Origin of the sequence: Pseudorhodobacter sp. W20_MBD10_FR17 (genome assembly GCF_052119765.1) — a bacterium.
Taxonomy (GTDB): domain Bacteria; phylum Pseudomonadota; class Alphaproteobacteria; order Rhodobacterales; family Rhodobacteraceae; genus Pseudorhodobacter.
Genome location: NZ_JBGQOQ010000037.1, coordinates 1 through 26,902, shown reverse-complemented (window position 1 = coordinate 26,902; position 26,902 = coordinate 1). Strand labels below are relative to the sequence as shown.

Below are 26,902 nucleotides of genomic sequence, written 5' to 3'. Positions count from 1 at the left end.
GACAATCGAATCATGCAACGCAAAACCCGTCAAGCGCTCCGCGAAAACCAAACCTGAAGATGTGTGCATCCCCTAGCTGTTTTCAGGGGGGCTTGTCAAACGTTGACGTGGCGTTGACGTAAAACGGGAGTGCTTATACACAAGTGTTTTTGTCGGGCTCTAAGTCTTTGGAAAGGTTAGATTTTTTGGTTGCGGGAGTAGGATTTGAACCTACGACCTTCAGGTTATGAGCCAAAGCTCTAGCGATTCCAATAACTTAGGAATTGCAGTGACTTAGCAGCCAAACCTTTGATTTCACGCATTTTCCATCCCGACAAGGCCCGACATTGGTCTGTTTTCAACGTCACCAACCGCGCCAAGACGACCTATGCAGGTTGAGGTGGTGTTGATGTAGGCAATTTCACTGTCTCAATAGATCACGACTGCCAACGGCCCATCGCTGACATTGATCAAGTCGTCTGACGCTATGGTCCGTCCTATCCATCGCCAGACCACTTAACGACACCAATACAATCAGATAGACAGCAAAATGATTGCGCTACCAATCAAGGCCACCACGGGAAAAAATAGCTCCAATAGAGTGTACGACAGAAGTGTCTTGCTCTCTTGTTCAATCTCATCTTCTAAGGTTATTCCAAGGACTTGAAGCTGTACTTCAAGCCTCATTGCCGCCTGATGCTTGATGCGTGAAATTTCCCGAAACCTTAACACCTGAAAAATCCAAACAAGACAGGTCACCGATGAAATCGTTGCCAGAATCTTCATGCTCAGGTCAACGGGCACGGTCGTTGGGGCAACCGATCCACTTTGGATAAAACCGAATGCTGCCGCCAAAGCGCCTAAAACCGACAAGTTGAAACGGTTCAACTGATATCGCCGATCGATATTTTTCTCAATAGAATCAACGATTTTTAGGTAAATCTCAAGCGTGAGTGGTTTGTTGTTGAACGAAACTTCCTCGGACGACATTATAGCTATCACTCTATATTTGAATTGGATTCTTCATTGAAAACTAAAGTTGTCGTTGTTTGTCAAGAGGGCGGACACAAAGTAGCCTTGGAGTACACTCTGGTTTCAGAACCGCCGAACGCCATTATATCCACGCTCAAACTATCGATGCCGGACGGAATTATGCGTCTCTGATAAAACGTCTTAAGGACACCAAATGATACCCAGAGTTGCCATTTACGCGCGGTTTTCCTCTGCAATGCAAAGCGATGCCTCCATCGAGGATCAGTTGCGCATCTGCCGTGAACGCGTCGAGCGCGAGGGCTGGACCGTCTGCGAGATTTTCACCGACATGGCCATGTCCGGCGCCAGTATGCAGCGGCCCGGCGTGCAACGCCTGATGGCTGAGGCAGCTAGGGGAGAATTCGATGTTATCGTAGCCGAAGCACTCGACCGATTGAGCCGCGACCAAGCCGATGTCGCCACGCTGTTCAAGCGACTGAGCTTTCACGGGGTGCGGATTGTCACTTTGTCAGAAGGTGAGATCAGCGAGCTGCATGTCGGCTTGAAGGGAACGATGAACCAGCTCTTCCTCAAAGACCTCGCCGCCAAGACCCATCGCGGCTTGCGCGGGCGCGTCGAAGCGGGCCTTTCAGGGGGAGGCAACAGCTACGGTTATGATGTGGTGCGCCGTCTTGGACCGGACGGCATGCCCGTTACCGGCGAACGCACGATCAATGCAGACCACGCTGCCCTGATCCGCAGGATATTCGCGGAGTTCAGCGACGGTCTGTCGCCCAAGGCTATTGCCAGAACGCTCAACGTCGAACAAATTCTCGGTCCCAGCGGAAAACCATGGTGCGATACCGCCATTCGCGGCCATCGTATGCGCGGCACCGGGCTGCTGAACAACGAGCTTTATATCGGTCGCTTAGTCTGGAATCGCCTACGCTATATCAAAGACCCGGAAAGTGGCCGCCGCGTCTCACGTCTCAACCCGCGTGAACAATGGATCATCACCGACGTGCCAGACATGCGGATCGTCGATGACGCCCTATGGGCCCGCGTCAAACACCGCCAAGGTGAGATTGATGCTACCCCGCGCGTGCAGGCCATTAAAGAGACAAGGTTCTGGGAGAAGAAGCGTACAATCCATCTGCTGACTGGCCTTCTGCGCTGCGGCTGTTGTGGCGGCGGCTTTGCCGCAGTCGGCAAGGATTACCTCGCCTGTTCTGCCGCGCGTAAGCTGGGTACCTGCACCCAGAAGCGCTCGTTCAAGCGTAATGATCTGGAGGCGGCAGTCCTGAACCTGTTGCGTGAGCGTTTGATGCGCCCCGATGCTGTGGCTGCCTTCGTCACATCCGTCAGCCGTGAGATGAATGCCGGACGTGCCGAGGAGGGTGCTATACGCGCACGCCTTGAAGCGGAACGCGGTCAGGTCACCCGCCGTCTTGACGGGCTCTATGATGCCATCGCCGACGGCTTGCGCACAGCAGGCCTCAAAACCAAACTCGAAGAAATGGAGGCGAGGCTTGGCATGATCGACACCAAGCTGGCGGCACCTGCGCCGTCACCGGTGCGTCTACATCCGCGGTTGAGCGAGATCTATCGTCGGAAAGTGGAGGAATTGTCAGCAACGCTCACCGATCCCGAGATCAGACCCATGGCGTTGGAAACCATTCGCGGGCTGATCCAGTCCGTGACGATCCACGAGACCGATAGCGGAGTGCGAATTGATCTAGAAGGCGCGATTACGGCCCTTGTAGGACTGGCTCAGCCTGGGGCCGAGGCAGTTATTAATGCTGGTTCGGTTAAAGTGGTTGCGGGAGTAGGATTTGGACACTATTTCACGGGCTTGACCGAAGTTCGGATTATGAGGTGACCTTGCTGCACTTCTCGAACTAATACAAAAACGGTCCGAAACCACCCTCTTCCGATCCCAAAGTAGCAGCACGCTTTGGCAACGTGGCCGATCTTCTGCGCATATCTAAGTATCCCCATTTTGCGCTGAATCTCAGGTTAGTCCCTGCCATGTACATCTCCTTTGACCTGCAACACCGAGCTCAATAAAAAATTGATGCACGAGTAACGGTATTCCTACAACCCTATTTCCAGAAAGACTAAAGTGTAGATGTCGTTTCGAGATAGCTTGGTGACGTTTTTACAGGAGATGGTAACCCTGCATTGGGCTTGGTTCGTGTCAAACAAAGAAACAGATGGTTGTAGGTAAGCGAGTTCGCAGAAGAAAATGTCGAAGCAAATTCTGCCTTAAGGCCTTGGGTGACACAAATTCGTTTTGCTTCTGAAAAAACGTATGGTGTTATAGTATTTGTATTGGACTGAATGCGTATGCTATTTCCGTTGTATTCAGTCACGACAGTTGGCGCGCAAGCAGAAAATGCTACGAACGCGACGAGCAGGATGGAGAGTGTCCGATCTTCTGTGTATGAGTAATTTGGCCCATGCTTCATTAACGAAGGAGCATGACGACAATGACGATATCCAAGGAAGTTTTAGACGAGCTGCTTAATGGCGTTGAGAACGCTGACGCTACCGGGCAGTGCATCGGCAAAGCGAGGGCCTGTCGACAGCATTCGAGTATTTTCCGATCATCTTTGTCAAAAGTCGGGCGTTTTTGGGCTTTAACGATGCCGTTAGATCGGCGACCGAAGCAGAAATCAAGCAATAGGCTTGGATGCAAAACCTTTACTGAAGGTCTGTGCGCGCCTTGGTGAATGTGGATCGTCGTTGCTATTTGGCGATGATGATGGAAAGGTCAGACTGGCGCAGGTCTTAGCAGATCCGCCCCCAGAGGATGTTTTTGGGTATGCGATTTCGATGCCTTGCGTGGGATTGACCTACATCATTCCCTCGGCGCCTGTTTCCCATAAACTGCTAAACTTAGGGGGATCTGCAGCATCATGGAGCAAAGAACTGAAACCGTATTTCGAACGAGGGGCCTAACAAAGGTCTATCGCACCGGCGCGTTCGAGGTTCATGCTTTGCGTGGGGTGGATTTTCAGGCATCAAGCGGCGAGTTACTGGTTATTCTGGGACCATCTGGGTCCGGCAAGTCTACCTTCCTGAACATAATCGGAGGGCTTGATACAGCGACGGCGGGCGAAGCGTGGTTTAAGGATATTGAACTCACGGCGCTAGATCCGCGTGGCCTTACGCAGTTCCGGCGTGACCATGTGGGCTTTGTATTCCAGTTCTACAACTTGGTGCCCAGCTTGACCGCGCGCGAGAATGTGCAACTGGTCACCGAAATCGCCCGCAATCCGATGTCGACCGATGACGCCTTGGCGTTGGTCGGTCTGACGGATCGGCGCGACCATTTTCCAGCACAACTGTCGGGGGGCGAACAACAGCGCGTCGCTATAGCCCGTGCCATTGCCAAAAATCCGGCGATTTTGTTGTGTGACGAACCGACTGGGGCACTTGATTCCGCGACTGGCGTTCAGGTGCTGGAGGCGCTGACCCAGGTTAACAAAGCTATAGGTGCAACGACCCTAATCATTACGCACAACGCCGCCACCCAAGCGATCGCCGACCGCGTATTACGCTTTGCCGATGGGCAAATTGTCGAAGAAACGGTCAATAGCCAAAAGAAAAAACCATCGGAAATATCATGGTGATTTCGCCCCTGCGCCGCAAAATGCTGCGCGACCTTGTCCGTCTTTGGGCGCAGGTTTTGGCCATTGCGTTGGTGTTGGCGGCGGGTGTGGCCACGATGATTTTGGGCAACGGTGCCTTTTCATCGCTGTCCGAAACGCGGACGCGCTATTATGAGGCCAACCGCTTTGCCGATATCTTCGCCAATGTGACCCGCGCGCCGCAAGCCTTGATGGGGGAAATCGAAGCCATCGACGGCGTGCTAATAGCCGAGTCGAGGATCGTGAAGCTTGGGCTTCTTGACATACCTAATATGCTTGAACCCGGCTCGATTATGCTGGTCTCATTGCCAATGGTTGCAGACAACACCGGCCTGAACCGTTTGCACCTTAGGCAGGGCAGATTTCCCGAGCCCCAATCGACACGCGAGGTGATCGTGTCCGAAGGGTTCGCCGTAGCTCACCGGCTGGGCGTTGGCGATGCGTTGACCATCTTGATGGACGGGCAGCGCCGAACGCTGACCATCACCGGAACCGCGTTGTCACCTGAGTTTATTTATGCACTTGGTCCGGGCCAAATGATGCCCGACCCGCTACGCTTTGGCATTGCTTGGGTGCCGCGTGCAAACCTTGAGGCTGCATTTGACCTGAAGGGCGCATTTTCAAACGTTGTATTGAAGCTGGCACCCGGCGCTTCCGAGGACCGCGTCATTGAGGCGCTTGATCGCCTGACGGCCCGCTATGGGGGTGTCGGGGCCATTGGCCGTGCTGATCAGGTTTCGCATGCTTTCCTCGATGCTGAACTCAAACAACTCAGCGCTATGGTAAAGGTCTTGCCACCGATCTTTTTGCTGGTTGCTGCGATGCTCGTCAACATGACGCTGTCGCGATTGGTCACGCTAGAACGCGAACAGATCGGGCTATTGAAGGCCATCGGCTATTCGTCGCGTGCGATTGCTGTTCACTATGTGGAATTCGTTTTGGTGATAGCGGCTCTTGGCATCGCAGTCGGTTTTGTCGCAGGGGCGTGGTTGGGAGCGGGGCTGGCGCAGCTATATGCCAAGTTCTTTTCGTTCCCATTTCTTATTTTCACCCGCGATCCTCAAATCTATGGGCTTGCGGCCATCGTGACGGCCGTTTCGGCGGTGGCCGGCGCACTTTATGCGGTGCGTTCGGTGGTGATCTTGCCGCCCGCTGTGGCAATGGCCCCCCCTGCCCCGCCCGCGTACCGCAATCGAGCATGGTCTTTGTGGCATCTTTTCGCCTTGCACCAAACTGGGGTCATGATTGCTCGCCATCTGTTTCGGTGGCCGTTCCGCACGTTCTCAAGCACCTTTGGTGTGGCAATGTCGGTAGCACTTCTTGTGGCCTCGCTGTGGTCCTTCGGTTCCATCGATCACATGATTGATGTTACCTTTTCCCGGTCCGAGCGTCAGGATGCCCTAGTGGTTTTCGGCGCGCCCGAACCCTACCGCGCCGTTTATAACGTGCGCAATATACCGGGGGTGCTGGTAGCTGAACCGTTCAGATCAGTTACGGCCCGGATCAGCCACCTCAACCTTTCAAAGCGGCTGTCCATCACAGGCAAGCCCAAAAATCCGCGACTGTCCCGCGCACTCGACCTATCCTTACGCCCAATGGCGATGCCTGGGGTGGGGCTTATCATATCCGAAGCACTGGCCAACGCATTGGACGTCCGGAGGGGCGAGCGCGTGACCGTCGAAGTTTTGGAAGGCTCCCGCCCCATCATCAGCCTGCCAGTCAGCGGTATCTCACTGGGGTATGTCGGCTTGGGTGCGGCAATGGATATCACCGCGCTGAACCGGATCATGGGCGAAGACGCGTTGATATCGGGCGTGAACCTGCAAATCGACGACGCGGCACGCGGGGCCTTTTACTCCGCCGCGAAAGCCACGCCCAAGGCGGAATTTTTGACCGTTACAGCCCTTACAATCGCACGTTTCAAAGAGACATTGGCCGAAAACATCACGGTTATGATCACCGTCTATGTTATCCTTGCGGCAATCATTGCCATCGGCGTTGTTTACAACTTTGCCCGCATTTCCTTGTCGGAACAGGGGCGGGAACTGGCCAGCCTTCGGGTACTTGGCTTTACCCGAAACGAGGTGGCGGGGATATTGTTGGGCGAACTTGCGATTGTCGTTTTGATGGCCCAACCGCTCGGCTGGGCAATAGGATATGGCATCGGTGCGGCCATGGTCGCAGCCTTCTCATCAGATCTCTACCGCGTGCCTTTTGTGGTTGGGCGCGAAGTTTATGCGACGGCCAGTCTGGTCGTCTGCGCTGCCGCACTGGTCTCGGCCTTAGCCGTCTGGGGGCGGATCAACAGCCTCGACATGATCGAAGTTTTAAAGACAAGGGAATGACACATGCGCCGTCTTATCATCGTGGTTGCCGCACTCTCGGTTCTTGGCCTAATCATTTGGGCTTTTCTGCCGCGCCCTGTGACGGTTGAGCTGGCGACGATCTCCCCGCAAACCATTGAGGTTTCGGTTGAGGAAGAGGGCGAGGCACGCATACGCGAGGTTTACACCCTGTCGGCCACCATTGCGGGCAAGCTGACCCGGATAGGCCTGCATGCGGGCGATCAGGTCGTTGCGCAAGAAACTGTGGTCGCATCCATTGGCCCTGCGGCCCCGGCCTTTCTGGATTCTCGGTCACGGGCGGTTGCCGAGGCCACGATGGCGGCAGCGGGGTCTGCGGTTGATTTGGCCCGCGCACAGGTGGTTCAAGCAGAAGCCACACTGGACTTCATGACGTCCGAAGCAAACCGCGCGCGCGCCCTTTTTGAGAAGTCAGCAATCTCGGAACGAACCCTGTCCAATGCGGTGCTAGAACAAAAAACGGCACAAGCGACGCTAGATAGCGCGCGCGCCAATTTGGCCGTTCGCGAGCGCCAGAAAGATAGCGCAGATGCTGCCTTGTTGACGGGGGCGGCAAATGGCCCTGACGCGTGCTGCCTAAACTTGATTGCGCCGGTTTCGGGCCGTGTGTTGCGTGTCTTGACCGAGGACGAACAGGTTGTCCAAGTCGGCACACCGATCCTTGAAATCGGCAATCTCGGCAACCTTGAGGTCGTCGTCGATCTTTTGTCGCGTGATGCAGTGCGTGTGCAACCCAGTGCCAAAGCTGAAATCACCGGCTGGGGCGGCCCGCCGATTGCAGCACAGGTGGAGCGGATTGACCCTGTTGCGACGCCAAAGATTTCGGCGCTCGGCATTGACGAGCGGCGGGTCGAGGTTTTCCTGACGCTGACGGGCGACCCAAGCGAATGGCAACAGCTTGGTCACGGGTTTCGTGTGATCGCCCGCATCGCGCTTTGGCGCGCCGAGGGTGTGTTAGCAATTCCCGTCGGCGCCCTATTTCGCGACGGCCCCTACTGGGCAACCTATGTGGTACGTGACGGGCGGGCGCAGCTGGAAACCATTGATTTGGGTGAGCGTAACGAAAGTTACGCGCAGGTGCTTGCCGGGTTGCAGGCTGGGGATCAAGTGATCCTTCATCCAAGTGACCTTATATCGGATGGGATTGGGGTGGCACCCTTGGCACACTAGGCATTCTGCGGCGTTCCAATCTCAAAGTCAGCAACCGACATCAATCATTTGGCCCCAACTGCGTGCCGTCGGCTGGGGCTCTATACGCCGCCCGCGCCTCGGCAAAGCCAAGCAACCGCACCTCGATATTTGCATTGATCGTACCATCTTCAAAGTTGCCGTGCTGGGCGCGTTCGCCGGCGGGCAATCCTGTCAGTTGTGCCACGGCTTCATCGACATGCGACACTGCATGTATCTGGAATTTTGACTGTGCCACTGCGTCAACGACATCTGCCCGCAGCATCAAGTTCACGACGTTCTGTTTCGGAATTATCACACCTTGCCGACCTGTTAGACCCTGCGCCACGCAAATATCGAAAAATCCTTCGATTTTTTCGTTTATGCCGCCAATCGGCTGCACCTCACCCATTTGATTGACCGATCCGGTAACGGCAAATGACTGTGAAATCGGAACTTCGGAAAGCGCAGACATCAAGGAGCAAAGCTCGGCAAGCGATGCGCTATCGCCCTCTACCCCGCCATAGGTTTGTTCAAAAACCAAACTTGCCCATAGCGAGAATGGAACATCAATTGCATAGCGCGTCGCCAGATAGCTGGAAAGGATAAGGACGGCCTTGGAATGAAGTGGGCCGCCGAGTTTGGCCTCTCGTTCAATATCAATAACATGTCCCGCACCCATTCGGACGCGGGCGGTGATGCGAACTGGCGCCCCAATCCGCAAATCGCCAATCTCGGCCAAAGTTAGCCCGTTGACCTGCCCAACGGTGCTGCCCGCCGTTGAAATCATGATCCCACCGCGCGCGATCATTTCTTGCAACCGCTCACGCGGGCCACCCGACCGCCTGTCGGCCGCAGCTATGGCGGCGGCGATATGCGTGGCTTTGACCACTCTTGCCTTACTTTGGCCTGCAATATGATCTGCCTCACGCAGGATGTCCCAGATCCGGTTCATCCGCAGCGATATCTTTTCCTGATCTTCTGCGGCGCGTGTTGCGGCATCGGCGAGCGCTGCGACACCATCGCGTGCCATCGCCCGCATGCCCTCTTTTTTCACGATGGTTGCGACCATTCGGGCAAAAAGCATTATGGTTTCCGGACTACGGCGCGTGTCGTCGCCAAACTCTGCCGCAATGCGAAAGAATTCGTCAAAATCCGGGTCCAGCTCTGACAGTAACATATGCAACATCCGGTCACCGATCAGGATGACACGCACATCAAGCGGGATAGGCTGCGGTTCCAACGTCATGGCCGCAGTAAGGCCCAACCGTTCAGCATCTGCGATAACGTAGACCGAAGCGGTTTCCAAACAACGCTTTAGCCCTTCCCAAGCATGAGGCTCATTCAAGACACGGCGTGCATCAAGCACCAGAAAACCACCGTTCGCGCGGTGCAAGGCCCCCGGTTTGATCTGGGTAAAGTCAGTGATCAAGGCGCCCTGCATGGATAGATAATCGATCCGTCCTGTCAGGTTTGACAAACTGGGCAGTGTTTCAACCACGACCGGCGCACCACGTTCAGATTTTGACTGCGAGACCATCACATTCACCCGATAGCGATTGAACCTGGGGTCATCGCGCAGGGCCGCTATACCCGGCGGAAAGGGGTTCTCTGCACGGCTGAGCTCCAATGACAGGAACAAATCAGCCTTGTCGATCAGATCGGCGCGAAGGGCTTCGAAATATGGCTTCAGCGCCGCGACCTTGGCAAAAGTTTTGGTGATTTTCGACATCGCCGAATTAACGGCAATCCCTGCCATATGTGCGTTCAGCTCTGAAATCGCCTCGCTTTCGGCGCGGCCCAGTTCGGGAAGCGACAACAAAAAGTTTTCAAGATCATCTCGGGTTGCAGTCACGTTTGCATCCAGTTGGCGCCGCGCCGCATCGGACAGGCCGGCCATAACGTCGGGCTTCACCACTTCACCTGCTTGCATAGGAGCTAACGAATACCCCATTGGGGTTTTTATGATGGCAACTTCACGGGCCTGCGCCGCATTGCGCAAGTCCTCAAGCGCGGCCTCATGGCGGGCGGCAAATTCCTGTTCCAATGCCGTGCGCCGGTTCTGGTAATCCTCTGACACCAGCAATGCGGGAATATGGGTAACCAGATCCTCGGCCAGACGCGCCATGGCGGCGCGCAGTTTCACCCCCTGTCCCAGCGGCAAAGATATCGCCAACGGCTGATCAGGATTTGAAAAATTTTGCAGGTAAACCCAGTCCGATGGAACAGGTCTTAGTGCCGCCTCTTCTTCCAGCAAACGCAGAACGGTGGAATGACGTCCGCTGCCTTCGGCCCCGTGGACATAAAGATTGAACCGCCGATGCCGCATTTGCGATGACAGGCGAATTGCCTCGACTGCCCGCTCTTGCCCGAATGGGCCAACCAAAGGTTCAAGCGATGCTGTCGTTTTGAACGCAAAACTCATAGGATCAACTGTCGCGCGCAGCAGATTGGCGCTAAGCGAGGTGTTGGTCGTCGATGGCGCAGTTGTCACTCCTAAGCCCTCATTTTTAATGCTCGGCGGCAATCAAATACCCACAGGGTCCGCTCAACCTTAAGTCCAATTTGGATGCTAAGGTACAAGTGGCTCTCGGTCCATCAATACAATGGTCAGCGCATCTTAGATTTCTGTGACTTACTTGGACCTTACTAAACCAGACATCTTTGGGGCCGTTTGGGGTCGCCATGCACAAAACAAACCCGCAACGCGGTACGATCACAGGATCGCAACGTTGCGGGCAATGTTTATAGGTCTAGGTACATGAATCAGAAAGGATTTTGTTGTGCGCGGAATTCCCACACGGTGACTTTTCCATCCTTGTCGGCATCGGCGGCTTCAAAGGCTGCCTGTGCCTTGGCCATGAACTCCGCCAATGTCACGTCTCCGTTGCCATCTGCATCCAGTGCCTTAAACCGCTCGGTGCGATTGGCATAAAGCCGCTCTACATTTCTTCGGCCCATCGGCATGGCCGAGGGTGCGCTGTCCATATACTCATCTTCGCTGATCTGACCGTCTCCATCAGCGTCAAATTGGGCAAACCCAGCGCTGGCATGTGTCGAGGCCTCTGCCGCGCTGACCATGCCATCGCCATCTGTGTCAACGGGAAGCGCCATCATGCCCATGCCGCCGCTACCATAGGGTCCGTAACCATACGGCATCATTTGCGCCATATCGTCTATTTCAGAATCACTTCCCGCCAGAACTGCCGACCCGGTTGCCAATGCGGCTATGACCGTTGTTGCGGCCATCAAGCCGCGCATTGAGTTATAGCTAAACATCATGATCTCCATTTTTTGATTTAGGGGAAAGGTATCGATTGCATCGCGCAAACCGACACCGAACGCGTTCAGTTTTTGTCAGAGCCGGCAGAGCCCGCCGTTTCCGGGGTACCGTCTCTGTCCTGATTTTTGGTTTGATCTTTGTCCTTGTCCTGAATAGCGCAATTTTGCAGCCGATCACGATCCTTCAAAAGGGCCGCGCAGGCGTCTGAAGTCACGCCGTCGCAATCTTTAAGCTGATCTCGAATTCTCAACAGATCCGCGCAATCCTTTTCGTCCAAAGAACCGCAATCATAGAGCTGGTCGCGTTCTCGGGCCTGATCTTGCGCCAGAACAACGCTGGGAATGGCAACACTTAACGCAAGCACAATTGCAGTAATCAGGCTAAGTTTCACAACCATTTTCCTTTCCCAAAATACATTCCGACAACTCGAACATTAACGTGCGCCACGGCCCAGCAATTGATTTTGATCAACCAGCCAATAAAGCTCTCGGAATTGATATGCGTCAGTTTTGGCCCCACGCAGTCGCCCATATTCAGTTGTGAACCGTGCGTTAACTGACAAGGAGTCAGCAATGTCACTGCAAGATTACCTGTCATCTAAAATGGTCAAAGGCAAAAATACCAACGATGATCTGTTTTCTTCGTTTCGCAAGCAAATCGAAAATGTCTTAGACGATTACAACAACGGGGTTTTTGGGCAAAACTCCTTGGTGCCCGTGTGGTCGAATGTTAGCGAAACGGACACAGAAATTCGCGTTACAGCCGAACTTCCCGGCCTGACGAATGCGGATATTGACGTTTCTGTCGTCGGGGATTTGACCACCATCAAAGGCGAAAAGAAATCCGAGAAGGAAAAGAAACGCAACGAAAAAGGTCGCGAGTTTCATATGATCGAACGCTCTTCGGGGTCGTTTCGTCGGACGATGACGTTGCCATTTGACATCGATGCCGACACGGTCAAGGCTGCTGTCAAAGACGGCGTCCTTACCGTCACGATTTCAAACCCGCTAGAAGCCGTTGAAAAGGTCAAGAAAATCAAGGTGACACACACATAATAAGGTGGGTGTTGCAGGGCTGGACGGGTCTGCCCCGTCCAGCCTTTCCTTAAGATACCCGACAGCATTAACCGTGCGGCGAAAGCGGCCAGTAGCCTATTAACTGTAAGGAGTGTGTCGAGATGTGTTGGAGTATGGAAGCCTCGGTGGTGATGACAGGCGTGGGCTCTGCAGCGGCCCTTGTGTCGTTGCATCGCAAAGACCCTACGGCAATCGGGTTGACGCTAGGGTATTTCGCCGCGATGGAGGCGCTTCAGGTCGCGGGCTATGCCGTGCTTGACCAATGTGGCACCAAAACCAACGAGGCCGTTACTCTGGCCTCATATCTCCATATCGCCTTTCAGCCTTTTTTCATTAACGCCTTCGCGATGGAGCTGGTGCCAAGGCCTGTAAAGCAACGCGCCAAGACATGGGTCTATGCAATCTGTGCCCTTTCGACCTTCCTGATGTTAGTCCAGCTTATTCCTTGGCAATTTGCTGGCACGTGCAAACCCGGCGCGCCGCTTTGCGCCAATACACTGTGTACGGTATCGGGCAATTGGCACATCGCGTGGAACATTCCCTATAATGGGTTGTTATTACCTTTGGAAAACCTGTTCGGGGTTTATGCTGGCTTTCCCACCTATATGATTGCGGCCTTTGTGCTACCGCTGGCTTTTGGTGCATGGCGCTTTGTGGCCATGCACCTTCTTTTCGGGCCAGTGTTGGCTTGGTCACTGACCAAAAACCCCAATGAAATGCCCGCAGTCTGGTGCCTGTTTTCGATTTTCATCCTCGTGGTTGGTCTTAGCTTGCGCGCAAGGGGCGCGATCTCTGCGACGGATTGGTGGGGCCGCGACACAACCAAAGTGACGTAAAGTGCAAGATGACGTCACTTGGCCACCATAGATTTGGGTGCAGGCTTTGATCGGCGTCAAGTTCGCTTGCCAAAACAAGTGTAGACTGGCCCCCTTTCCCCATTGTCAAAGGACATCACATGAAAACCCAAACCTCACAGCCGCCATCAGAATCGCCACAGCCCCATGATCCGGTTCCAAAATCGCCACCGCTCGAGACCCCGCAACCCACCGACCCGATGTACAGCCCCCCTTCGCCAGAGGTGCCAAACCCAGACTTCTTGCCCGAAGACCCGCAGATACATGACGATTAGGGCATCGGCCTTGACCCCAAATCGACCGCCCTGCAGCGCTTTGGTTTGGTTTGGTTTGGTTTGGTGATAATGATTGGGTAATTGATGTAACTCAATTGGGGAGTTTTAGCACGGGCTATACAGTAATCATTTACAGAAAGGATTCCTTCTGATGGACCGAAATACCATATTGATTGTTGTCGGCGTTGATTGCGGCAAGGCAAGGCTAGAGGCGGTCGTTGACAGCATTCCCGAACATGGTGTGCATGCGTCGTTTCTTGTCATCTCTGCGGCCCCACCCATGCCAGTCTGGGCCTATGGATCTGCCCCATATGGGCCAGTGATCATTCCCGAAGGCTGGCAAGAAAGCTATCAGGCGATGGGGCAAGCCGTCGCCGACAAAGCCGATGAAGTTGAACAGATTTTACTTCACGCCAAGGTTCAAGGCGATGTCCGCTCGGTTTTTTGTGAAGCGGCGTTTCTGGATGAAAAGATCGCTAAACAAGCAGCGCTTTGCGATTTTGTGTTTTTGAACCCTTCGATTTCAAAGGTCGAGCAAAGTTTTGATGCTGCGCTACGCGGCTCGCTGCTGCAATCACCGGTTGGTGTTGTGATGAACAGTGGCGCAATCGGCCCAGTTTTGTCGGCAAAATATCCCCTTATCGCGTGGAATAATAGCGTGCCCTCGGTCAAAGCGGTTCACCGTGCATTGCCCATTCTAAAACAAGCCGAGACCGTCACCATCGCGGTCTTTGATCCCGATGCGCATAGCACCGCGGATGGCGAAGACCCCGGTGCCGATGTTGCCAGCTGGCTGAGCCGACATGGCTGTAACGTCGTAGTGCAGCAGGTGCCCAGCGGTGGCCTGAGTATCGGAGATTGCATTTTGCACAAGGCCGACGAAATGGGCGCAGACCTGATTGTCATGGGGGCCTATTCCCATTCACGCTTCAAAGAGCGCTTATTGGGCGGAACAACGCAAACGGTGATCGAGCAAACACGGCATCCGCTGTTGCTTGCCCATTAGCGGGGCGAAACAGCGCAAGCAGGTCAATCCTATAGCAATACAATGGCGGCGTAGCCATGTCTCTGCCCTCTACAAGGAGCCCCCCCGTGCAAGACGAGGTTATCGCATTCTTGACATCACCTGACGGGCATCCGGGTGGCGGCCCAGTTGAGGTGGTGCAAACCCATGGCGCGCTGGTGTTTCTGGGCGGAGAGGTTGCCCTGAAAATCAAGCGGGCTGTGCGGTATGATTACATGGATCTGTCGACCCTTGACCTGCGCGAGGCAATGCTGCGCCGAGAATTGGAGTTGAACAAACCTGCGGCTCCTAAGATCTATCAAAAGGTTGTGGCGATTACCCGCAGCCCCGATGGTGGGCTTGCCTTGGGCGGAGCGGGCGAACCCGTTGAATGGGCGTTGCAAATGTGGCGTTTTCCGGCCGATGCGGAATTGGCGGTGATTGCCGATACCAAAGGCATTGATGATGGATTGGCCGATGACCTTGGCGTTTCCGTGTTTGCTTTCCATGAGAAACTTGGGCCCCGCACAGCCGATGGCGCGCTGTTGATCGCAAATATTTTGGATGAGTTGGATCGCGTCTTCGTGCATATGACAGGTGTGCTGGGGGCACCGCTGATCGACCATTTTCACAGCAAAAGCCGCCGCACATTAGAGCAGATAACGCCGCTGTTGCAACGCCGTGGGCAGGAAGGCCACATCCGCCGCTGCCATGGCGATTTGCATCTGCGCAATCTGGTTATTCTGGAAGGTAAACCCGTTCCATTTGACGCGCTTGAATTTGACGAGGTTTTGGGCACCTGCGACGTGCTTTATGATCTGGCCTTTTTGATCATGGACCTGCGCCATCGCGATCTTGATCGCGCGGCCAACATGGTACTGAATGCCTATTTGCTTGCCGCTTTGGGGCAAGAGGACAACGGATTGGCAGCTTTGCCCTTGTTCTTGGGGGTGCGTGCGGCGATCCGCGCTATGGTTTTGGTCCAAGCCGCCGCAGCCACTGGCGCCAAACCTGACCCCGAGGCGGTGCAGCTTCTGACCGAGGCGATAGCCTATCTTACGCCGGAGCCTGTGACTCTGGTGCTGGTGGGTGGTTTGTCGGGCAGCGGCAAAACCACGGTATCGCGTGCGCTTGCACCGCTGATTGGGGCTGCCCCCGGCGCCGTCCATCTGCGCAGTGATCTGGAACGCAAAGCAATGCAGGGTTTACCCGTCAGCACCCCGATGCCGACCGAAACCTATACGCCTAATGCGCGTGATAGCGTTTATAATCGTGTGTTCGAACGCGCCCGCACAATTCTTGCAACCGGCCATTCTGTTTTGCTGGATGCGACCTTTCTGAACCCAGACCACCGTCGCAACGCAGACGCCGTGGCGCAAATCTCGGGGGCTACGCTGCATCGGCTTTGGCTCGACGCGCCGCTGCATGTGTTGAGTGATCGTGTTCGGGCGCGAAAAGGCGACGCCTCTGACGCGGATGAATCGGTGGTCCTTCTTCAAAGCGGCGCTGCGACAAAACCCGAAAACTGGCAGGTGGTTTCCGCGGCTGGAGATCTGCCTGACACGATAAGGCTTGCGCAACTTGCGTTGAACCCAGCCAGCCCAAACCCGATGGCCGCCGCGCCCAAACGAAGATGACCGGTTCAATCGCGCTACGGGCGAGGTTTTCTTGGGAAAAAGCCACCAAAACACGGGATGCACCTGTTCTCCACCACCTCCGGTTCATATCCCCTGTTGCCCGCAAATACGGCAAACCGTTTCAATCAAACAAATGCGCTTTACGCTAACGATGTCATTGTCGGAAAATGCATGCAACATAGCAGTTCGAGGTGTTCCACATACCACATCATCAACGCAAACTGGCGCGGCTGCTTTCGGTACTGTTAGAGCATTCCCCCAGCTGAAATTCCGTCACCTCACAGGCAAAGCTGTACCCAATGCCGCGTACAGTTTTGATTATGCGCGGATCCGTCGGATCGCGTTCAATCTTCTTCCTAAGCCGCGCCACCTGATTGTCGATGGTTCGGTCAAGCGGGCTCCATCCAACGCCGCCCACCAAATCCATAAGATGATCCCGCGACAGTACCCTTTTGGGATTTTTAAGAAAGGCCTTCAACAGTTTAAAATCACCACTGGTCAACTCACACCGAGTACCATCGCGGCAAAAAAGTTCAAACTGATCCGGTATGATAACCATATCGTCAAAGCGAAAAGCTGCAGACGTTTCGGGCACCGCCTCTGCACTCTCATCCAAATCCGTCTGTGACTTGGCTGCGGTCGTTTGCACACGCCGCAAAACACTGCGAACTCGCGCCAACACTTCTCGTACGTGGAAAGGTTTAGTGATGTAATCATCGGCGCCAATCTCAAGCCCGACAACGCGATCCAAGACATCATCACGGCCCGTCACCATAATAATCGGCACGTCCGAGGTTTTGCGAATGCTCCGCGCAACATCGAGACCATCTTCAGACCCCAACTGAAGATCCAGCGTCACAAGGTCAATCTTTTCGGTTTTCAAATATTTTAGTGCATCGCGCGCATTACCTGCGATACGCACATCATACCCCCCCAGATTAAACAAATCCTGCAAAAGACTGCAGATCTTGGGGTCGTCTTCGATGACTAATATACGATCCATAAGAATATAAAATCCACGTTGAGCGCACCACCAATGCGTTAAAATTCAAAACGATATAAAGTAATTACACGATGCATGCACGCATTACAATTCGTTACAAATAATTACGCGCATGAGCGGAGTAATGCGACACCGTACGCTGAAAGTCCCTATGAACTTATTGGGGGAAATTCGATGTACGTCACCATACCAACGACAATTGCTGCAACTTCCTTTTCTACGAACCTTTACGAACAGAACAAGGTCTTACCAGAAACGCGGCTTGGCCAAAATTCCCACCTGTTTCGGGCAGGCGATAAGGTTTCGCGAATCTATCAGATCACATCTGGTGTCGTCAGCCTTGCTCGGTATCTGGAAGATGGTCGCCGTCAGATCATTTCCTTTGGATATCCCGGTGATATTGTGGGTTTTCCCCACCATGAGGACCATCAAACAGACTGCCAGGCGCTGACCTTGACGACAGTGCAGCCGTTTCGCCTGTCACAGGTGAACGGTGATCACGCCGACCCCAAGCTGCAGGAAAGCTTTATGAAGGCGGCTTTTGAGGAAATTGCCGGAATGCAGGATCACTTTATGATGCTCGGCTGCAAATCAGCCCATGAGAAACTCGCTTCTTTCTTGAGGGTTCTGGCCAGTCGTGCGGGCACCGCTATTGGTCAGTACACACAAGTTCACGTACCTATGGGCCGGGCCGATATTGCGGATTTTCTGGGGCTGACCACTGAAACCGTTAGCCGCATTTTCACCCAGCTTCGCAAAAGCCGGGTGATCGCGTTGGATGGGCCACATACGGTCATCATACTGCGGCCCGAGGCGCTGCTATCCCCCGCCGTCGCAAATCAAGACTAGGGTGCCGCCCAAAGGACACGCAGGCTTTCCGGCAATTGTGCCCGAATGTCCTCAACCTCGCCGCGGCTGATATGGTTGTTTAGCAGGTCGAAGACACACGCAATGTCTTCGATCCCGCGGTATTCTGCATCGTCATCCATAACTTTGGCAATACTGGCGGCGATGGCCTCAAGCTTTCGGTCTTTGACAGGTGTTTTTTTTGGCACCCAGCCCTCATACAACATGCCCCGCACCAAAAGCGGAAGCTGGGCCGAAAACTGCGCCAATTCGTCGACAAGCAACCGATCACGCACCTCATGCAATGTCGCCCGCATCAGACGCAGGGCGCTGCGCTTTGACCCCCAGCCCAAACGCCCTGTCAACTCGTTTATCCACTCGTGCGTTTGATGCACGGTGTGGTCGATAGCCTCTAATCCTTGATTGGACATGGTGGTCTCCTTTTCGGGGTTGGGGTTAATCAATTGCTGCGGTCATATCGACGTTAAGCACTGGGTCGATATCGGTAATGAACCGGGCAAACACTGCCCGCGTAATCGCGCCGATACCAAGCAAGACAAGGGTGAAGTTCACCACCCAGCCGACAAACGGAATAAAGTTCAAAAGCGCCACAACGGCAATTCCCGCCGCGAGCAATAGAACCCTGATGATGGAACTGGCGGCATCAGCACCGCCAAGCGCTGACCAGAGGTACATCGCGGCCGTATAGACCCCCAGCGCGCATCCCAATGTCCAAACGACAACAATTGCCAGCAGATAGAACGGAACAAAGGGCAGACCAACAATTGTCAGCGCTGTAATCGGCACCAAACCACACAACATTGACAGCCCGACCACCCCCAAAAGGATCGAACGGCCTGGCGCCGCGCTGATTTGCGCCCGCATTGTTTCCAACCGTTTTGGCATGATCCCAAGCGCCAATGCACCAAGCACCATGAAAAACAGCACCGAAATCAAAAACGCCCCAAAGATCGACGCTGCGGTTGGGAAAACAGGCATATCGCCTCGGGGCATAACGGTGCGCCAGTCATGCCACTCTCCATCGGCATCTAGCTCTGAATACCGGATGCGATCTGCGGCAGCGACCTGTTCTGGCACCGCAACCTGCTTAGGCGTGCTGTAGGATAAAACCCCGTCAATTCTGGCATTGTCGCCAAAGGTCAGGCTGTTGGCGGAAATACGCACATCACCCCCGACAGGCGCATTCAGGATGACCGTGCGCCCCACAACCGAAAGCGCACCCGATATGGGGCCTTCAATCGTCACCGTGTTGCCTGCCAGACGGACATTCCCATCCATGGTTGCCGTGGGCGAGGTCCGCAATGAAAACCCAATCGCCGAAGTATCGCTGCCAACTTTGGCGCTAATATCAACAGTTGCGCCTGCAGCATACAGATCGGCGGCGATGGCTGTACCAACAAACACATCGAACCCAAAGACATGCACATCACCCAACGACGTGCCACCCAGCTTTGCAGTTTCAGCCGCAACAAAGGCATCGCCTTGACCGTTCATTTCAGAAAGAACCGTATCGCCCGTCAGAAACACGTCGCTCCCATTCTTTGTGGTTACGGTCTCGGCGGTGCTTCCCAATGGGGTCAGGCAAAGCACAAGGCTCAGAGTCAGAATCAGGTTTCGCATGACGATCTCCTTCGATTGACGTGCTTCTTCCTTAGCGCGGTTTTTCATGCAGCTTTTGATTGGGATCAATTGGCGCTGCTGCGGCATGAGGTTGGAATTCAGCTGCAACCGCCAGCGATATTAACCACGGCAGGGTCGACTAGCCTTTCGGTATTCATGCCGGGAACAGGGTGGGGATTTTGAGAGGTTACATGCTGCGCGGTCGCTGAGAGTGGCGCGCATTGATATTTATCAAAAGGATAATGCGGAACGGGTGGGATGCTTGGCAAGAAGTGTATCACAGGAGAAAACCGATGCAGCGTTTTTCGAAAACCACAGCCGCCGTTCTGATTTCAGCTTTGACCGCCTGCGTGCCTGGACCTTACCGCCAGAATGAGACGGCGGGGGCATTGACTGGTGCTATAGTGGGAGGCGTGGTCGGCTCGCAATTTGGGGGCGGGGATGGTACCTTTGCGACAACCGGGATTGGTGTTTTGATTGGCGCCTTGATCGGAAGCGAAATTGGCCGTTCGATGGATAACCGCGATCGGTATTGGGCAAATGTGGCAATTCGAGAAAGCTATACGGCGCCTGTCGGCGAAACCGTGCGCTGGAACAACCCTAAGACGGGAAATTCAGGAACGGTGGTTGTGCTGCGGGATGGAAGATCAAGGGCGGGTTTGTACTGTCGTGAGTTCCAGCAACGTATCATGATTAATCGCAGGGCGGCTATTGGGACTGGCGTTGCCTGTCGACAGCCCGATGGCACATGGCGGATCATGCATTAGCAACGGGCCTTTGTTTTCAGGGTCCGCATTGCCCGAAAACTGTAGGGCACCTCGATTTTTACGAGTTTTCAGCTCCACACCTCGGCGCTACCGGTTTGAAGGTGGCCGGAGACCACTGACTAGCGGGCCGGTGGGTGGTTTTGTGTCTGTCGCCTGGCTCTTTGCGCCGGGGCCACGCGGCCTCGCGGCCTGATCCGCGCTTCCGGTCGCCGGGTTTTCATGCCGGGCATGGGTTCAGGCGGCCCAGTTGCCCGAGACGGCGCATGTTGTAGGCGAGGTTCTTCATCCCGATCTTGGCCTTGGCCCGCACGAGGCCGATGGTTCGCACAAGGGTGCCGCCCATGTCATTGGCCTGCGCGCCAAAGATATGCTCGACCCGGACCCGCACGGTGGATTTGGTGCGGTTGCTCGCCTTAGCCTGCTGGGTCAGCGGCTTGCCCCGCTTGCCCTTGCGGTGAATGTGGCTGGTCAGCTTCCTGGCTTTCAGCACCGCTTCGATCTCGGCCGACCGATAGGCGGCATCCGCCCAGACCCCGGAACCGGTGTTCCCCCGCGTCAACAATTGATCCACCGCCTGGCTGTCATGCACGGCGGCATCGGTGACGTGATAACGCCGGATCAGCTTGTGTTTTCGGTCCACATTGAGGTGGTTCTTGTAGCCGTAGTGGCTTTTGCCATGTTTCTGGGTCCAGCGCGCATCAACATCCTTTTGCGACCGCTTGGCGGGCTTGTCAGCCCAGCCCTCCGGCGTCTCATCCGCCTTGATCGACGCGTTTTCCGCGCGTTTGTTGTGGTTGTGCGGCACCGGCACGATGGACGCGTCAAGGATCTGTCCGCCACGCGCGATATAGCCCTGCCGCGCCAGATACCCGTCGAACTGCGCGAAAAGCTCATCGACCATGCCCGCCTTCGCCAGAGCTTCCCGGTAGAGCCAGACCGTCTTCGCGTCAGGCACCCGATCCCCGAGACCAAGGTCCAAAAACCGCATGAACGAGAGCCGGTCGCGGACCTGATATTCGATCTGATCGTCTGACAGGTTGTAGAGCGCGCTCAGAACCAGCGTCTTGAACATCAGCACCACATCCGTAGGCTTGCGCCCGGCGCGGGATTTGCGGTCTTCATCCGGCTTGCGCCAGACCCGCTCCAGCAAAGGCCGGAACGCGTCCCACGGCACCACGGCATTGATCTCGATCAGCGGGTCCTTCTTCGCATCCAGGCTCGCGTAACGATCCGAAAGATCAAAAAAACCCATCTGCGCCATGACAACCAGCCTCCATCTCACACTGGCCCAATGTCTACACCGCCGTCAGATCAGGCGCAATTTTTAGAGGTGCCCTGTAATCATTGGCAATAGAATACCGTTTTTGGCGCTAGCTCTACGGGCTTGTTGAAGATGTGCCGCACGCAACGGGATTGCGAAAAGATTGGGGTAACAATTTTAGATTTGCGGTCTTTCAAAAAAAACGTGCAAGAATTGATTTACCTCACCTTTCCAACAAGCCCATAGACTTAACTTCAACTGGTATTTAAATGGTTATTTCAATTTTCCCCGCGCCCCTTGGCACAGGTCTTGTTGTATGGGGACGACATTTTGCGCCTACATTCTGATGCTGACGAACGTACAAAGTGGTTTACAATGTATTCGGCCCGTTCCCCCTTGGCGCAGGACAGAACTGGCCAAGCCACCGGCCGGAAGCAGCGCGATTGATTTTGATCAACACCTCATATGCGCGGGCAGTTTAGCATTCGGACAGGCACTCAGGGGCCTTACCAAACCCTTGGGCGCGCCGAGAGTGTGCTGGCCAAGGGTTCAGAAACTCCGTACCACTTGAAAAAATTATCGCAACCGGGGGCAACACAGATGGTTCGACAAACCCAAAAGCCATCTCCAGCAGGCAAAAGCAAACCGCGCGGGGCTTCTGCGCCAACACAGAAAAATGCCGGGTCGATCGGAAAACCCAAATCTGAAACATCGCCACAAACTGCGACCTCCATTCCCGTTGTCGGGCTTGGCGCATCGGCGGGCGGGTTGCAGGCCTTTTCCGATTTTTTTGAGGCTATGCCGGACAAAACTGGGATGGCCTTTGTCGCCATTCATCATGTGGACCCTGACCATAAAAGCATGATGGCTGATTTGTTGGCCAAACATACCAAGATGACGGTTGCGCTGGCAGTGGACCAAACGAAGGTTGCGCCGGATCACGTCTACATCATACCTCCGAAACAGTTTTTGCGCATTGAAAACGGGACGTTGTATCTTACAGCGCCGACATAGCGGCGCGGGATGCGCTTGCCGATAGACTATTTCCTGCGCACCTTGGCAGAGGACCAAAAACAAAACGCGGTGGCGATTATTCTGTCCGGTACAGGTAGCGACGGCACGGCTGGCGTTCGCAGTGTCAAGGAACACGGCGGATTGGTTCTGGTACAGGACCCCAAGGAAGCCACACATGATGGCATGCCACGCAGTGCCATTGGGACAGGCTCGGTCGATCACATTCTACGCGTCGCCAAAATGCCTTCGGTGATCACTCAATACACCGCGCATCCCTACCTCGCACAGACCTCGCCTATGAAAGTCTTGGGCGAAAATGCGCGGGGTGCATTGGCAGAGATTATTGCCGTGCTGAAGGCACACACCCCGATAAATTTTGAACTTTACAAAGAAGGTACCCTATTACGCCGAATCGAGCGGCGTATGGCGCTGCGCCATATGCAAAACTCGACAGACTATCTTGCGTTGCTTAAGGATTCACCGGAGGAAGCGGAAAAACTTTACGCGGATTTGTTGATTTGCGTGACCTCTTTTTTCCGCGATCCAGAGGCTTTTGAGCATCTTGCAAAAAATGTCATTCACGATTTGGTTGCGAATTGCAAACCGGGAAAACCAATCAGAATATGGGTCCCCGCCTGCGCAACCGGCGAAGAGGCCTATTCACTTGCCATGCTGGCGATTGAGAAAATATGGGCCGTCAGAAAAGACGTAAAATTACAGGTTTTTGCCTCGGACGTGGATGAACATGCCTTGGCAATCGCGCGCAGCGGTGTCTATCCCGACGCCATAGCCGAGGATGTATCCCCCGAACGGTTGGCCCAGTTCTTTGACAAAGAGGACCATTCCTATCGCGTGAAACCCGAGCTGCGCGATGCTGTGGTCTTTGCACATCAAAATATCCTTGCGGATGCACCATTTTCAAAACTGGATCTGATCTCGTGCCGAAATCTGCTTATTTACTTGAACGCCGACGCACAGGAACGCGTCATCCAAATGTTCCACTTTGCATTGAACGATGGCGGCTTTCTATTTCTGGGGTCGTCCGAGACGGCCAACAGCCACGAAACATTGTTTCAGCCCGAGTCCAAAAAATTCCGGCTGTATAAACGAGTTGGCGTTGCACGACAGCGCCAGTTTGGTCTTCACATCGGGAAATCGCCGCTGTTCGGATTGTCAACGCCCGCCCTTCGTACCGCTGGGGCGGGTCAAGGCCTGCGCCTTGCGGAACTTAGCCAAAAACTGCTTGTGGACCGCTATGCACCCGCCGCTGTTTTGGTCAATGCGCGGATGGACGTGCTATTTGTCCAAGGGCCAGCGGATCAGTATCTGAAAGTTCCAACCGGCGAGGCAAGCCATGATCTGTTGGCGATGGCCCGTGATGGTTTGCGCGCCAAATTAGGCAGCGCGATCCGAACGGCGTTTCAGACGCAAGAAGATGTCACTGTATCCGCCACTGTAACACGGCGCGGCCAAAGTGTTCCGGTCACACTTGGCGCCCATCCCATGACTGTTGATGAGGCAAATTTGGTGCTGATCACCTTTGTGGATCAGCCTGTCAAAAAAGCCTTGGCCCCGATCGATGATAGCCATGTCGAAAACTTGCTCCACACTCATCTGGACCAAGAGTTGGAAGCGACGCGTCTTGAGCTTCAGAACACGATCAGAGAGTATGAGCGTTCAACCGAAGAGCTGAAAGCATCGAACGAAGAAGCGATGTCGATGAATGAGGAGTTCCAATCGACCAATGAAGAATTGGAAACCTCTAAGGAAGAATTGCAGTCGTTAAATGAAGAACTGACCACGCTGAACAGCCAGCTTCAGCAAAAGGTCGAAGACGAGCGGCACCTGACGGACGATCTAAACAATTTGCTAGCCAGTTCTGGCATCGCGACCCTGTTTTTGAATCGTGATCTGAAAATCATGCGGTTTACCCCGACTGTAAGGTCGCTGTTCAACGTGATTTCGAACGATGTAGGGCGCCCGTTCAGTGACATCACAGGAAAGGTCAAAGACCCTGCCCTGCTGGCAGATGCCGTAAAGGTGCTTGAGGCGCTGGTCCCCATTGAGGCCGAAGTTCAGGCCGATGATGGCCAGTGGTTTATCCGCCGCGTCCTGCCCTACAAGACGCAAGATAGCAAAATCGACGGTGTCGTGGTTACGTTCTCAGATGTGACTGACCTCAAAACCCTGCAAAAATCAAAAAATTCCGCTTTGCAATTTGCTGAAGCGATTATCGCGACAGTCCCAGAACCCATGTTGGTGCTGGATGATAAACTGCATGTTGTCAAAGCCAGCCGTTCCTTTTGTGCAACCTTTCAGACGACCCCGGATGAAACCAAGGGCAAGGCGCTTTTTGCGATGCAAAACCGGCAGTGGAACCAGCCCGGCCTGCGCGATCTTATGGAACGCATCTTGCCGGATCAGACAACTATCCAAGGACATCAGATCGAAATCGACGTGCCGCAAACGGGTCACAGAACCGTAATTGTAAGCGCCCGCGAAATTCGCGATGGGACACATGGCAGTGGTTTGATTCTTTTGGCATTTATAGATATCACGGAACGGCAACGTGCCCAATTTGGTATGGCGGACCGCGAAGCACGCCTGAGCGCAATTCTAGATGCCGCCCCCGAGGCGATCATCACCATTGACGAGCACGGCATCATCGGCAGTTTCAGCCCCGCCGCAGAGACAATTCTGGGATACTGTGCGGATGAAGTGATTGGTCGGAACATCAAGTTGTTGATGCCAGAGCCGCATCAACGCCAGCACGATGCCTATCTGGCCCATTACATAGAGACTGGCGAGAAAAAAATCATCGGAATAGGGCGTGAGTTGAACGCCCTTCACAAGAATGGAAAAGTGGTTCCGATCCGATTGACTATTGCAGAATGGTGGATCAACGGTGAACGAAACTTTACCGGTATCTTGCACGATTTGACCAACGACATGAAGCAACGCAATGCCCTGCAACGCGCGCAGAAGATGGAGGCGGTTGGTCAACTTACGGGTGGTTTGGCACATGATTTCAACAACCTGTTGACGGTGATCATCGGCAACCTTGAACTGCTTGAGATGCAGCTTGGCGATGCCCGCAAGCCTAGGCAGTTGCTGAAAGAGGCGCTCGAGGCGTCAGAACTGGGTGCAAAACTTACCAAACAGCTGCTGGCATTTTCCCGCAAGCAGACGCTGGAGCCGACGACTGTTCAACTGAATGGCCTTGTTACCTCGGTCAAACCGCTGTTGGCGCGGACATTGGGCGATCAGATCACGATTATAACCGATCTTGCCAAAGATCTTAATCCGACAATGGCCGATCCCGGACAGGTCGAAAATGCGATCCTGAACCTTGCCATTAACGCCCGCGATGCCATGCCCGATGGCGGCACTGTGACGATCGTGACCCAGAACGTGGTATTGGATAAGGATTATGCCGCCACGCAGGTTGATGTAGAACCCGGCCGCTATGTGGCCTTGTCGGTGACAGATACTGGCGTCGGTATGCCTGCCGATGTGGTTAACCGCGCATTTGAACCGTTTTTCACAACCAAAGGCGTGGGTGCCGGCTCTGGTCTGGGGCTAAGCATGGTTTACGGCTTTGCCAAGCAGTCTGGCGGCCATGTGACCATTTATAGCGAAGAGGGGTTGGGCAGCACTGTCACGCTTTATTTGCCTCCGGCTGCAAACGAACCCGTGATGGAGGCCCCATCCGCAGTTGATATTCCAACATCAAAAAATGAAACCATTCTGGTGGTTGAAGACGATCCCCGAGTTCGGCGCCTGACTGTCGCACGGCTGGAAGGGTTGGGCTATCACATCCTAGCTGCCGAGAACGGCCCTGCCGCAATTGATATTTTGCGCGGTAAGAACGATATTGATCTGGTCCTTTCAGATGTGGTGATGCCCGGCGGCATGACAGGATTTGAAGTTGTCGATCAAGCGTTAGAGATCAACCCGAGGCTAAAGGTGTTGTTGGCCACAGGCTATGCAAGTGGTGTTGCCTCCGACGCAAGCAATACGCGCAGCCCACACCTTGCAGTTACCCATAAGTGTCTGGCGGCGACGTTGCGATGCGGGCTCCCTCGACGAGATCGGCTAGGCGTGAGAA

Annotated in this window: 20 protein-coding genes and 1 pseudogene; 13 read left to right on the top strand and 8 right to left on the bottom strand. The window is 54.5% G+C overall.

From position 1 onward, the window contains the following. Window positions 1-513: 513 nt before the first annotated feature. Window positions 514-969, bottom strand: a complete 456-nt coding sequence (locus tag ACEN2J_RS17815; RefSeq protein WP_442107659.1) for a RipA family octameric membrane protein — start codon at window positions 967-969, stop codon at window positions 514-516. 196 nt (window positions 970-1,165) lie between these two features. Between ACEN2J_RS17815 and ACEN2J_RS17810 the strand changes: the two genes are divergently transcribed. The 4 genes from ACEN2J_RS17810 (at window position 1,166) to ACEN2J_RS17795 (ending at window position 8,137) form a co-directional block, all read left to right on the top strand. Further along, window positions 1,166-2,830 carry a recombinase family protein gene (locus tag ACEN2J_RS17810; protein ID WP_442107657.1) on the top strand — a complete coding sequence of 555 codons (1,665 nt, stop codon included), beginning with the start codon at window positions 1,166-1,168 and terminating at the stop codon, window positions 2,828-2,830. A gap of 1,039 nt (window positions 2,831-3,869) precedes the next feature. Continuing rightward, the gene (locus tag ACEN2J_RS17805; protein ID WP_442107655.1) at window positions 3,870-4,586 is read left to right on the top strand and encodes an ABC transporter ATP-binding protein; all 717 of its coding nucleotides are present in this window, start codon (window positions 3,870-3,872) and stop codon (window positions 4,584-4,586) included. Next, window positions 4,580-6,949 carry an ABC transporter permease gene (locus ACEN2J_RS17800; protein WP_442107653.1) on the top strand — a complete coding sequence of 790 codons (2,370 nt, stop codon included), beginning with the start codon at window positions 4,580-4,582 and terminating at the stop codon, window positions 6,947-6,949. The genes ACEN2J_RS17805 and ACEN2J_RS17800 overlap by 7 nt, the downstream gene beginning before the upstream one ends. A gap of 3 nt (window positions 6,950-6,952) precedes the next feature. Next, window positions 6,953-8,137, top strand: coding sequence for an efflux RND transporter periplasmic adaptor subunit (locus tag ACEN2J_RS17795; protein WP_442107651.1), 1,185 nt, complete (start codon window positions 6,953-6,955; stop codon window positions 8,135-8,137). 40 nt (window positions 8,138-8,177) lie between these two features. Here the strand turns inward: ACEN2J_RS17795 and ACEN2J_RS17790 are convergent, their stop codons facing one another. From ACEN2J_RS17790 to ACEN2J_RS17780, 3 genes are all read right to left on the bottom strand, one after another. After that, window positions 8,178-10,628 (bottom strand): Lon protease family protein, encoded by a 2,451-nt coding sequence (locus ACEN2J_RS17790; protein ID WP_442107649.1) that lies wholly within the window; start codon window positions 10,626-10,628, stop codon window positions 8,178-8,180. Window positions 10,629-10,900: 272 nt separating this feature from the next. Beyond that, window positions 10,901-11,413: a hypothetical protein gene (locus ACEN2J_RS17785; protein ID WP_442107647.1), complete on the bottom strand. Its 513-nt coding sequence runs from the start codon at window positions 11,411-11,413 to the stop codon at window positions 10,901-10,903. A 68-nt stretch (window positions 11,414-11,481) separates the two neighbouring features. After that, the gene (locus ACEN2J_RS17780; protein ID WP_442107645.1) at window positions 11,482-11,808 is read right to left on the bottom strand and encodes a hypothetical protein; all 327 of its coding nucleotides are present in this window, start codon (window positions 11,806-11,808) and stop codon (window positions 11,482-11,484) included. Window positions 11,809-11,989: 181 nt separating this feature from the next. Here ACEN2J_RS17780 and ACEN2J_RS17775 point away from each other — a divergent pair, with 181 nt between their 5' ends. The 5 genes from ACEN2J_RS17775 to ACEN2J_RS17755 all read left to right on the top strand — a co-directional run bounded on the left by ACEN2J_RS17775 (window position 11,990) and on the right by ACEN2J_RS17755 (window position 16,262). Beyond that, window positions 11,990-12,472: an Hsp20/alpha crystallin family protein gene (locus tag ACEN2J_RS17775; protein ID WP_442107643.1), complete on the top strand. Its 483-nt coding sequence runs from the start codon at window positions 11,990-11,992 to the stop codon at window positions 12,470-12,472. 122 nt (window positions 12,473-12,594) lie between these two features. Continuing rightward, window positions 12,595-13,329, top strand: a complete 735-nt coding sequence (locus ACEN2J_RS17770) for a DUF5765 domain-containing protein (protein WP_442107641.1) — start codon at window positions 12,595-12,597, stop codon at window positions 13,327-13,329. 119 nt (window positions 13,330-13,448) lie between these two features. Then, window positions 13,449-13,622, top strand: coding sequence for a hypothetical protein (locus ACEN2J_RS17765; RefSeq protein WP_442107639.1), 174 nt, complete (start codon window positions 13,449-13,451; stop codon window positions 13,620-13,622). Window positions 13,623-13,773: 151 nt separating this feature from the next. Further along, window positions 13,774-14,628: a universal stress protein gene (locus ACEN2J_RS17760; protein ID WP_442107637.1), complete on the top strand. Its 855-nt coding sequence runs from the start codon at window positions 13,774-13,776 to the stop codon at window positions 14,626-14,628. 86 nt (window positions 14,629-14,714) lie between these two features. Beyond that, window positions 14,715-16,262, top strand: a complete 1,548-nt coding sequence (locus ACEN2J_RS17755; RefSeq protein WP_442107635.1) for an AAA family ATPase — start codon at window positions 14,715-14,717, stop codon at window positions 16,260-16,262. 211 nt (window positions 16,263-16,473) lie between these two features. Here ACEN2J_RS17755 and ACEN2J_RS17750 read toward each other — a convergent pair whose 3' ends face one another. After that, on the bottom strand, window positions 16,474-17,265 hold the full coding sequence (locus tag ACEN2J_RS17750; RefSeq protein ID WP_442107633.1) for a response regulator: 792 nt from the start codon (window positions 17,263-17,265) through the stop codon (window positions 16,474-16,476). Window positions 17,266-17,340: 75 nt separating this feature from the next. On the opposite strand from ACEN2J_RS17750, the gene ACEN2J_RS17745 reads away from it, so the two are divergent. Next, a complete protein-coding gene (locus ACEN2J_RS17745) occupies window positions 17,341-18,114 on the top strand; it encodes a helix-turn-helix domain-containing protein (protein WP_442107631.1) in 774 nt (257 codons plus the stop codon). On the opposite strand, the gene ACEN2J_RS17740 is transcribed toward ACEN2J_RS17745, so the two are convergent. Together ACEN2J_RS17740 and ACEN2J_RS17735 are read right to left on the bottom strand one after the other, a co-directional pair. Continuing rightward, window positions 18,111-18,542: a DUF2267 domain-containing protein gene (locus tag ACEN2J_RS17740; protein WP_442107629.1), complete on the bottom strand. Its 432-nt coding sequence runs from the start codon at window positions 18,540-18,542 to the stop codon at window positions 18,111-18,113. The genes ACEN2J_RS17745 and ACEN2J_RS17740 overlap by 4 nt on opposite strands. A 25-nt stretch (window positions 18,543-18,567) precedes the next feature. After that, window positions 18,568-19,752 carry a hypothetical protein gene (locus tag ACEN2J_RS17735; RefSeq protein WP_442107627.1) on the bottom strand — a complete coding sequence of 395 codons (1,185 nt, stop codon included), beginning with the start codon at window positions 19,750-19,752 and terminating at the stop codon, window positions 18,568-18,570. A 293-nt stretch (window positions 19,753-20,045) separates the two neighbouring features. On the opposite strand from ACEN2J_RS17735, the gene ACEN2J_RS17730 reads away from it, so the two are divergent. Then, the gene (locus ACEN2J_RS17730) at window positions 20,046-20,519 is read left to right on the top strand and encodes an RT0821/Lpp0805 family surface protein (protein ID WP_442107625.1); all 474 of its coding nucleotides are present in this window, start codon (window positions 20,046-20,048) and stop codon (window positions 20,517-20,519) included. A gap of 217 nt (window positions 20,520-20,736) precedes the next feature. Here the strand turns inward: ACEN2J_RS17730 and ACEN2J_RS17725 are convergent, their stop codons facing one another. Then, complete coding sequence (locus ACEN2J_RS17725; protein WP_442107623.1) at window positions 20,737-21,780, bottom strand: IS5 family transposase; 1,044 nt, start codon at window positions 21,778-21,780, stop codon at window positions 20,737-20,739. 465 nt (window positions 21,781-22,245) lie between these two features. Here ACEN2J_RS17725 and ACEN2J_RS17720 point away from each other — a divergent pair. Together ACEN2J_RS17720 and ACEN2J_RS17715 are read left to right on the top strand one after the other, a co-directional pair. Next, window positions 22,246-22,986 (top strand): annotated as a pseudogene (locus tag ACEN2J_RS17720) (chemotaxis protein CheB); the annotation flags it as partial. Next, on the top strand, window positions 22,978-26,902 hold a 3,925-nt coding region (locus ACEN2J_RS17715), incomplete at its 3' end, for a CheR family methyltransferase (protein WP_442107661.1). The pseudogene ACEN2J_RS17720 and the gene ACEN2J_RS17715, both read left to right, overlap by 9 nt.

Bases quoted from the DNA above. Each gene is read 5' to 3' on its own strand.
- ACEN2J_RS17815 (WP_442107659.1), bottom strand. From the start codon at position 969: ATGTCGTCCGAGGAAGTTTCGTTCAACAACAAACCACTCACGCTTGAG.
- ACEN2J_RS17810 (WP_442107657.1), top strand. From the start codon at position 1,166: ATGATACCCAGAGTTGCCATTTACGCGCGGTTTTCCTCTGCAATGCAA.
- ACEN2J_RS17805 (WP_442107655.1), top strand. From the start codon at position 3,870: ATGGAGCAAAGAACTGAAACCGTATTTCGAACGAGGGGCCTAACAAAG.
- ACEN2J_RS17800 (WP_442107653.1), top strand. From the start codon at position 4,580: ATGGTGATTTCGCCCCTGCGCCGCAAAATGCTGCGCGACCTTGTCCGT.
- ACEN2J_RS17795 (WP_442107651.1), top strand. From the start codon at position 6,953: ATGCGCCGTCTTATCATCGTGGTTGCCGCACTCTCGGTTCTTGGCCTA.
- ACEN2J_RS17785 (WP_442107647.1), bottom strand. From the start codon at position 11,413: ATGTTTAGCTATAACTCAATGCGCGGCTTGATGGCCGCAACAACGGTC.
- ACEN2J_RS17775 (WP_442107643.1), top strand. From the start codon at position 11,990: ATGTCACTGCAAGATTACCTGTCATCTAAAATGGTCAAAGGCAAAAAT.
- ACEN2J_RS17770 (WP_442107641.1), top strand. From the start codon at position 12,595: ATGTGTTGGAGTATGGAAGCCTCGGTGGTGATGACAGGCGTGGGCTCT.
- ACEN2J_RS17765 (WP_442107639.1), top strand. From the start codon at position 13,449: ATGAAAACCCAAACCTCACAGCCGCCATCAGAATCGCCACAGCCCCAT.
- ACEN2J_RS17760 (WP_442107637.1), top strand. From the start codon at position 13,774: ATGGACCGAAATACCATATTGATTGTTGTCGGCGTTGATTGCGGCAAG.
- ACEN2J_RS17750 (WP_442107633.1), bottom strand. From the start codon at position 17,265: ATGGATCGTATATTAGTCATCGAAGACGACCCCAAGATCTGCAGTCTT.
- ACEN2J_RS17745 (WP_442107631.1), top strand. From the start codon at position 17,341: ATGCACGCATTACAATTCGTTACAAATAATTACGCGCATGAGCGGAGT.
- ACEN2J_RS17740 (WP_442107629.1), bottom strand. From the start codon at position 18,542: ATGTCCAATCAAGGATTAGAGGCTATCGACCACACCGTGCATCAAACG.
- ACEN2J_RS17735 (WP_442107627.1), bottom strand. From the start codon at position 19,752: ATGCGAAACCTGATTCTGACTCTGAGCCTTGTGCTTTGCCTGACCCCA.
- ACEN2J_RS17730 (WP_442107625.1), top strand. From the start codon at position 20,046: ATGCAGCGTTTTTCGAAAACCACAGCCGCCGTTCTGATTTCAGCTTTG.
- ACEN2J_RS17725 (WP_442107623.1), bottom strand. From the start codon at position 21,780: ATGGCGCAGATGGGTTTTTTTGATCTTTCGGATCGTTACGCGAGCCTG.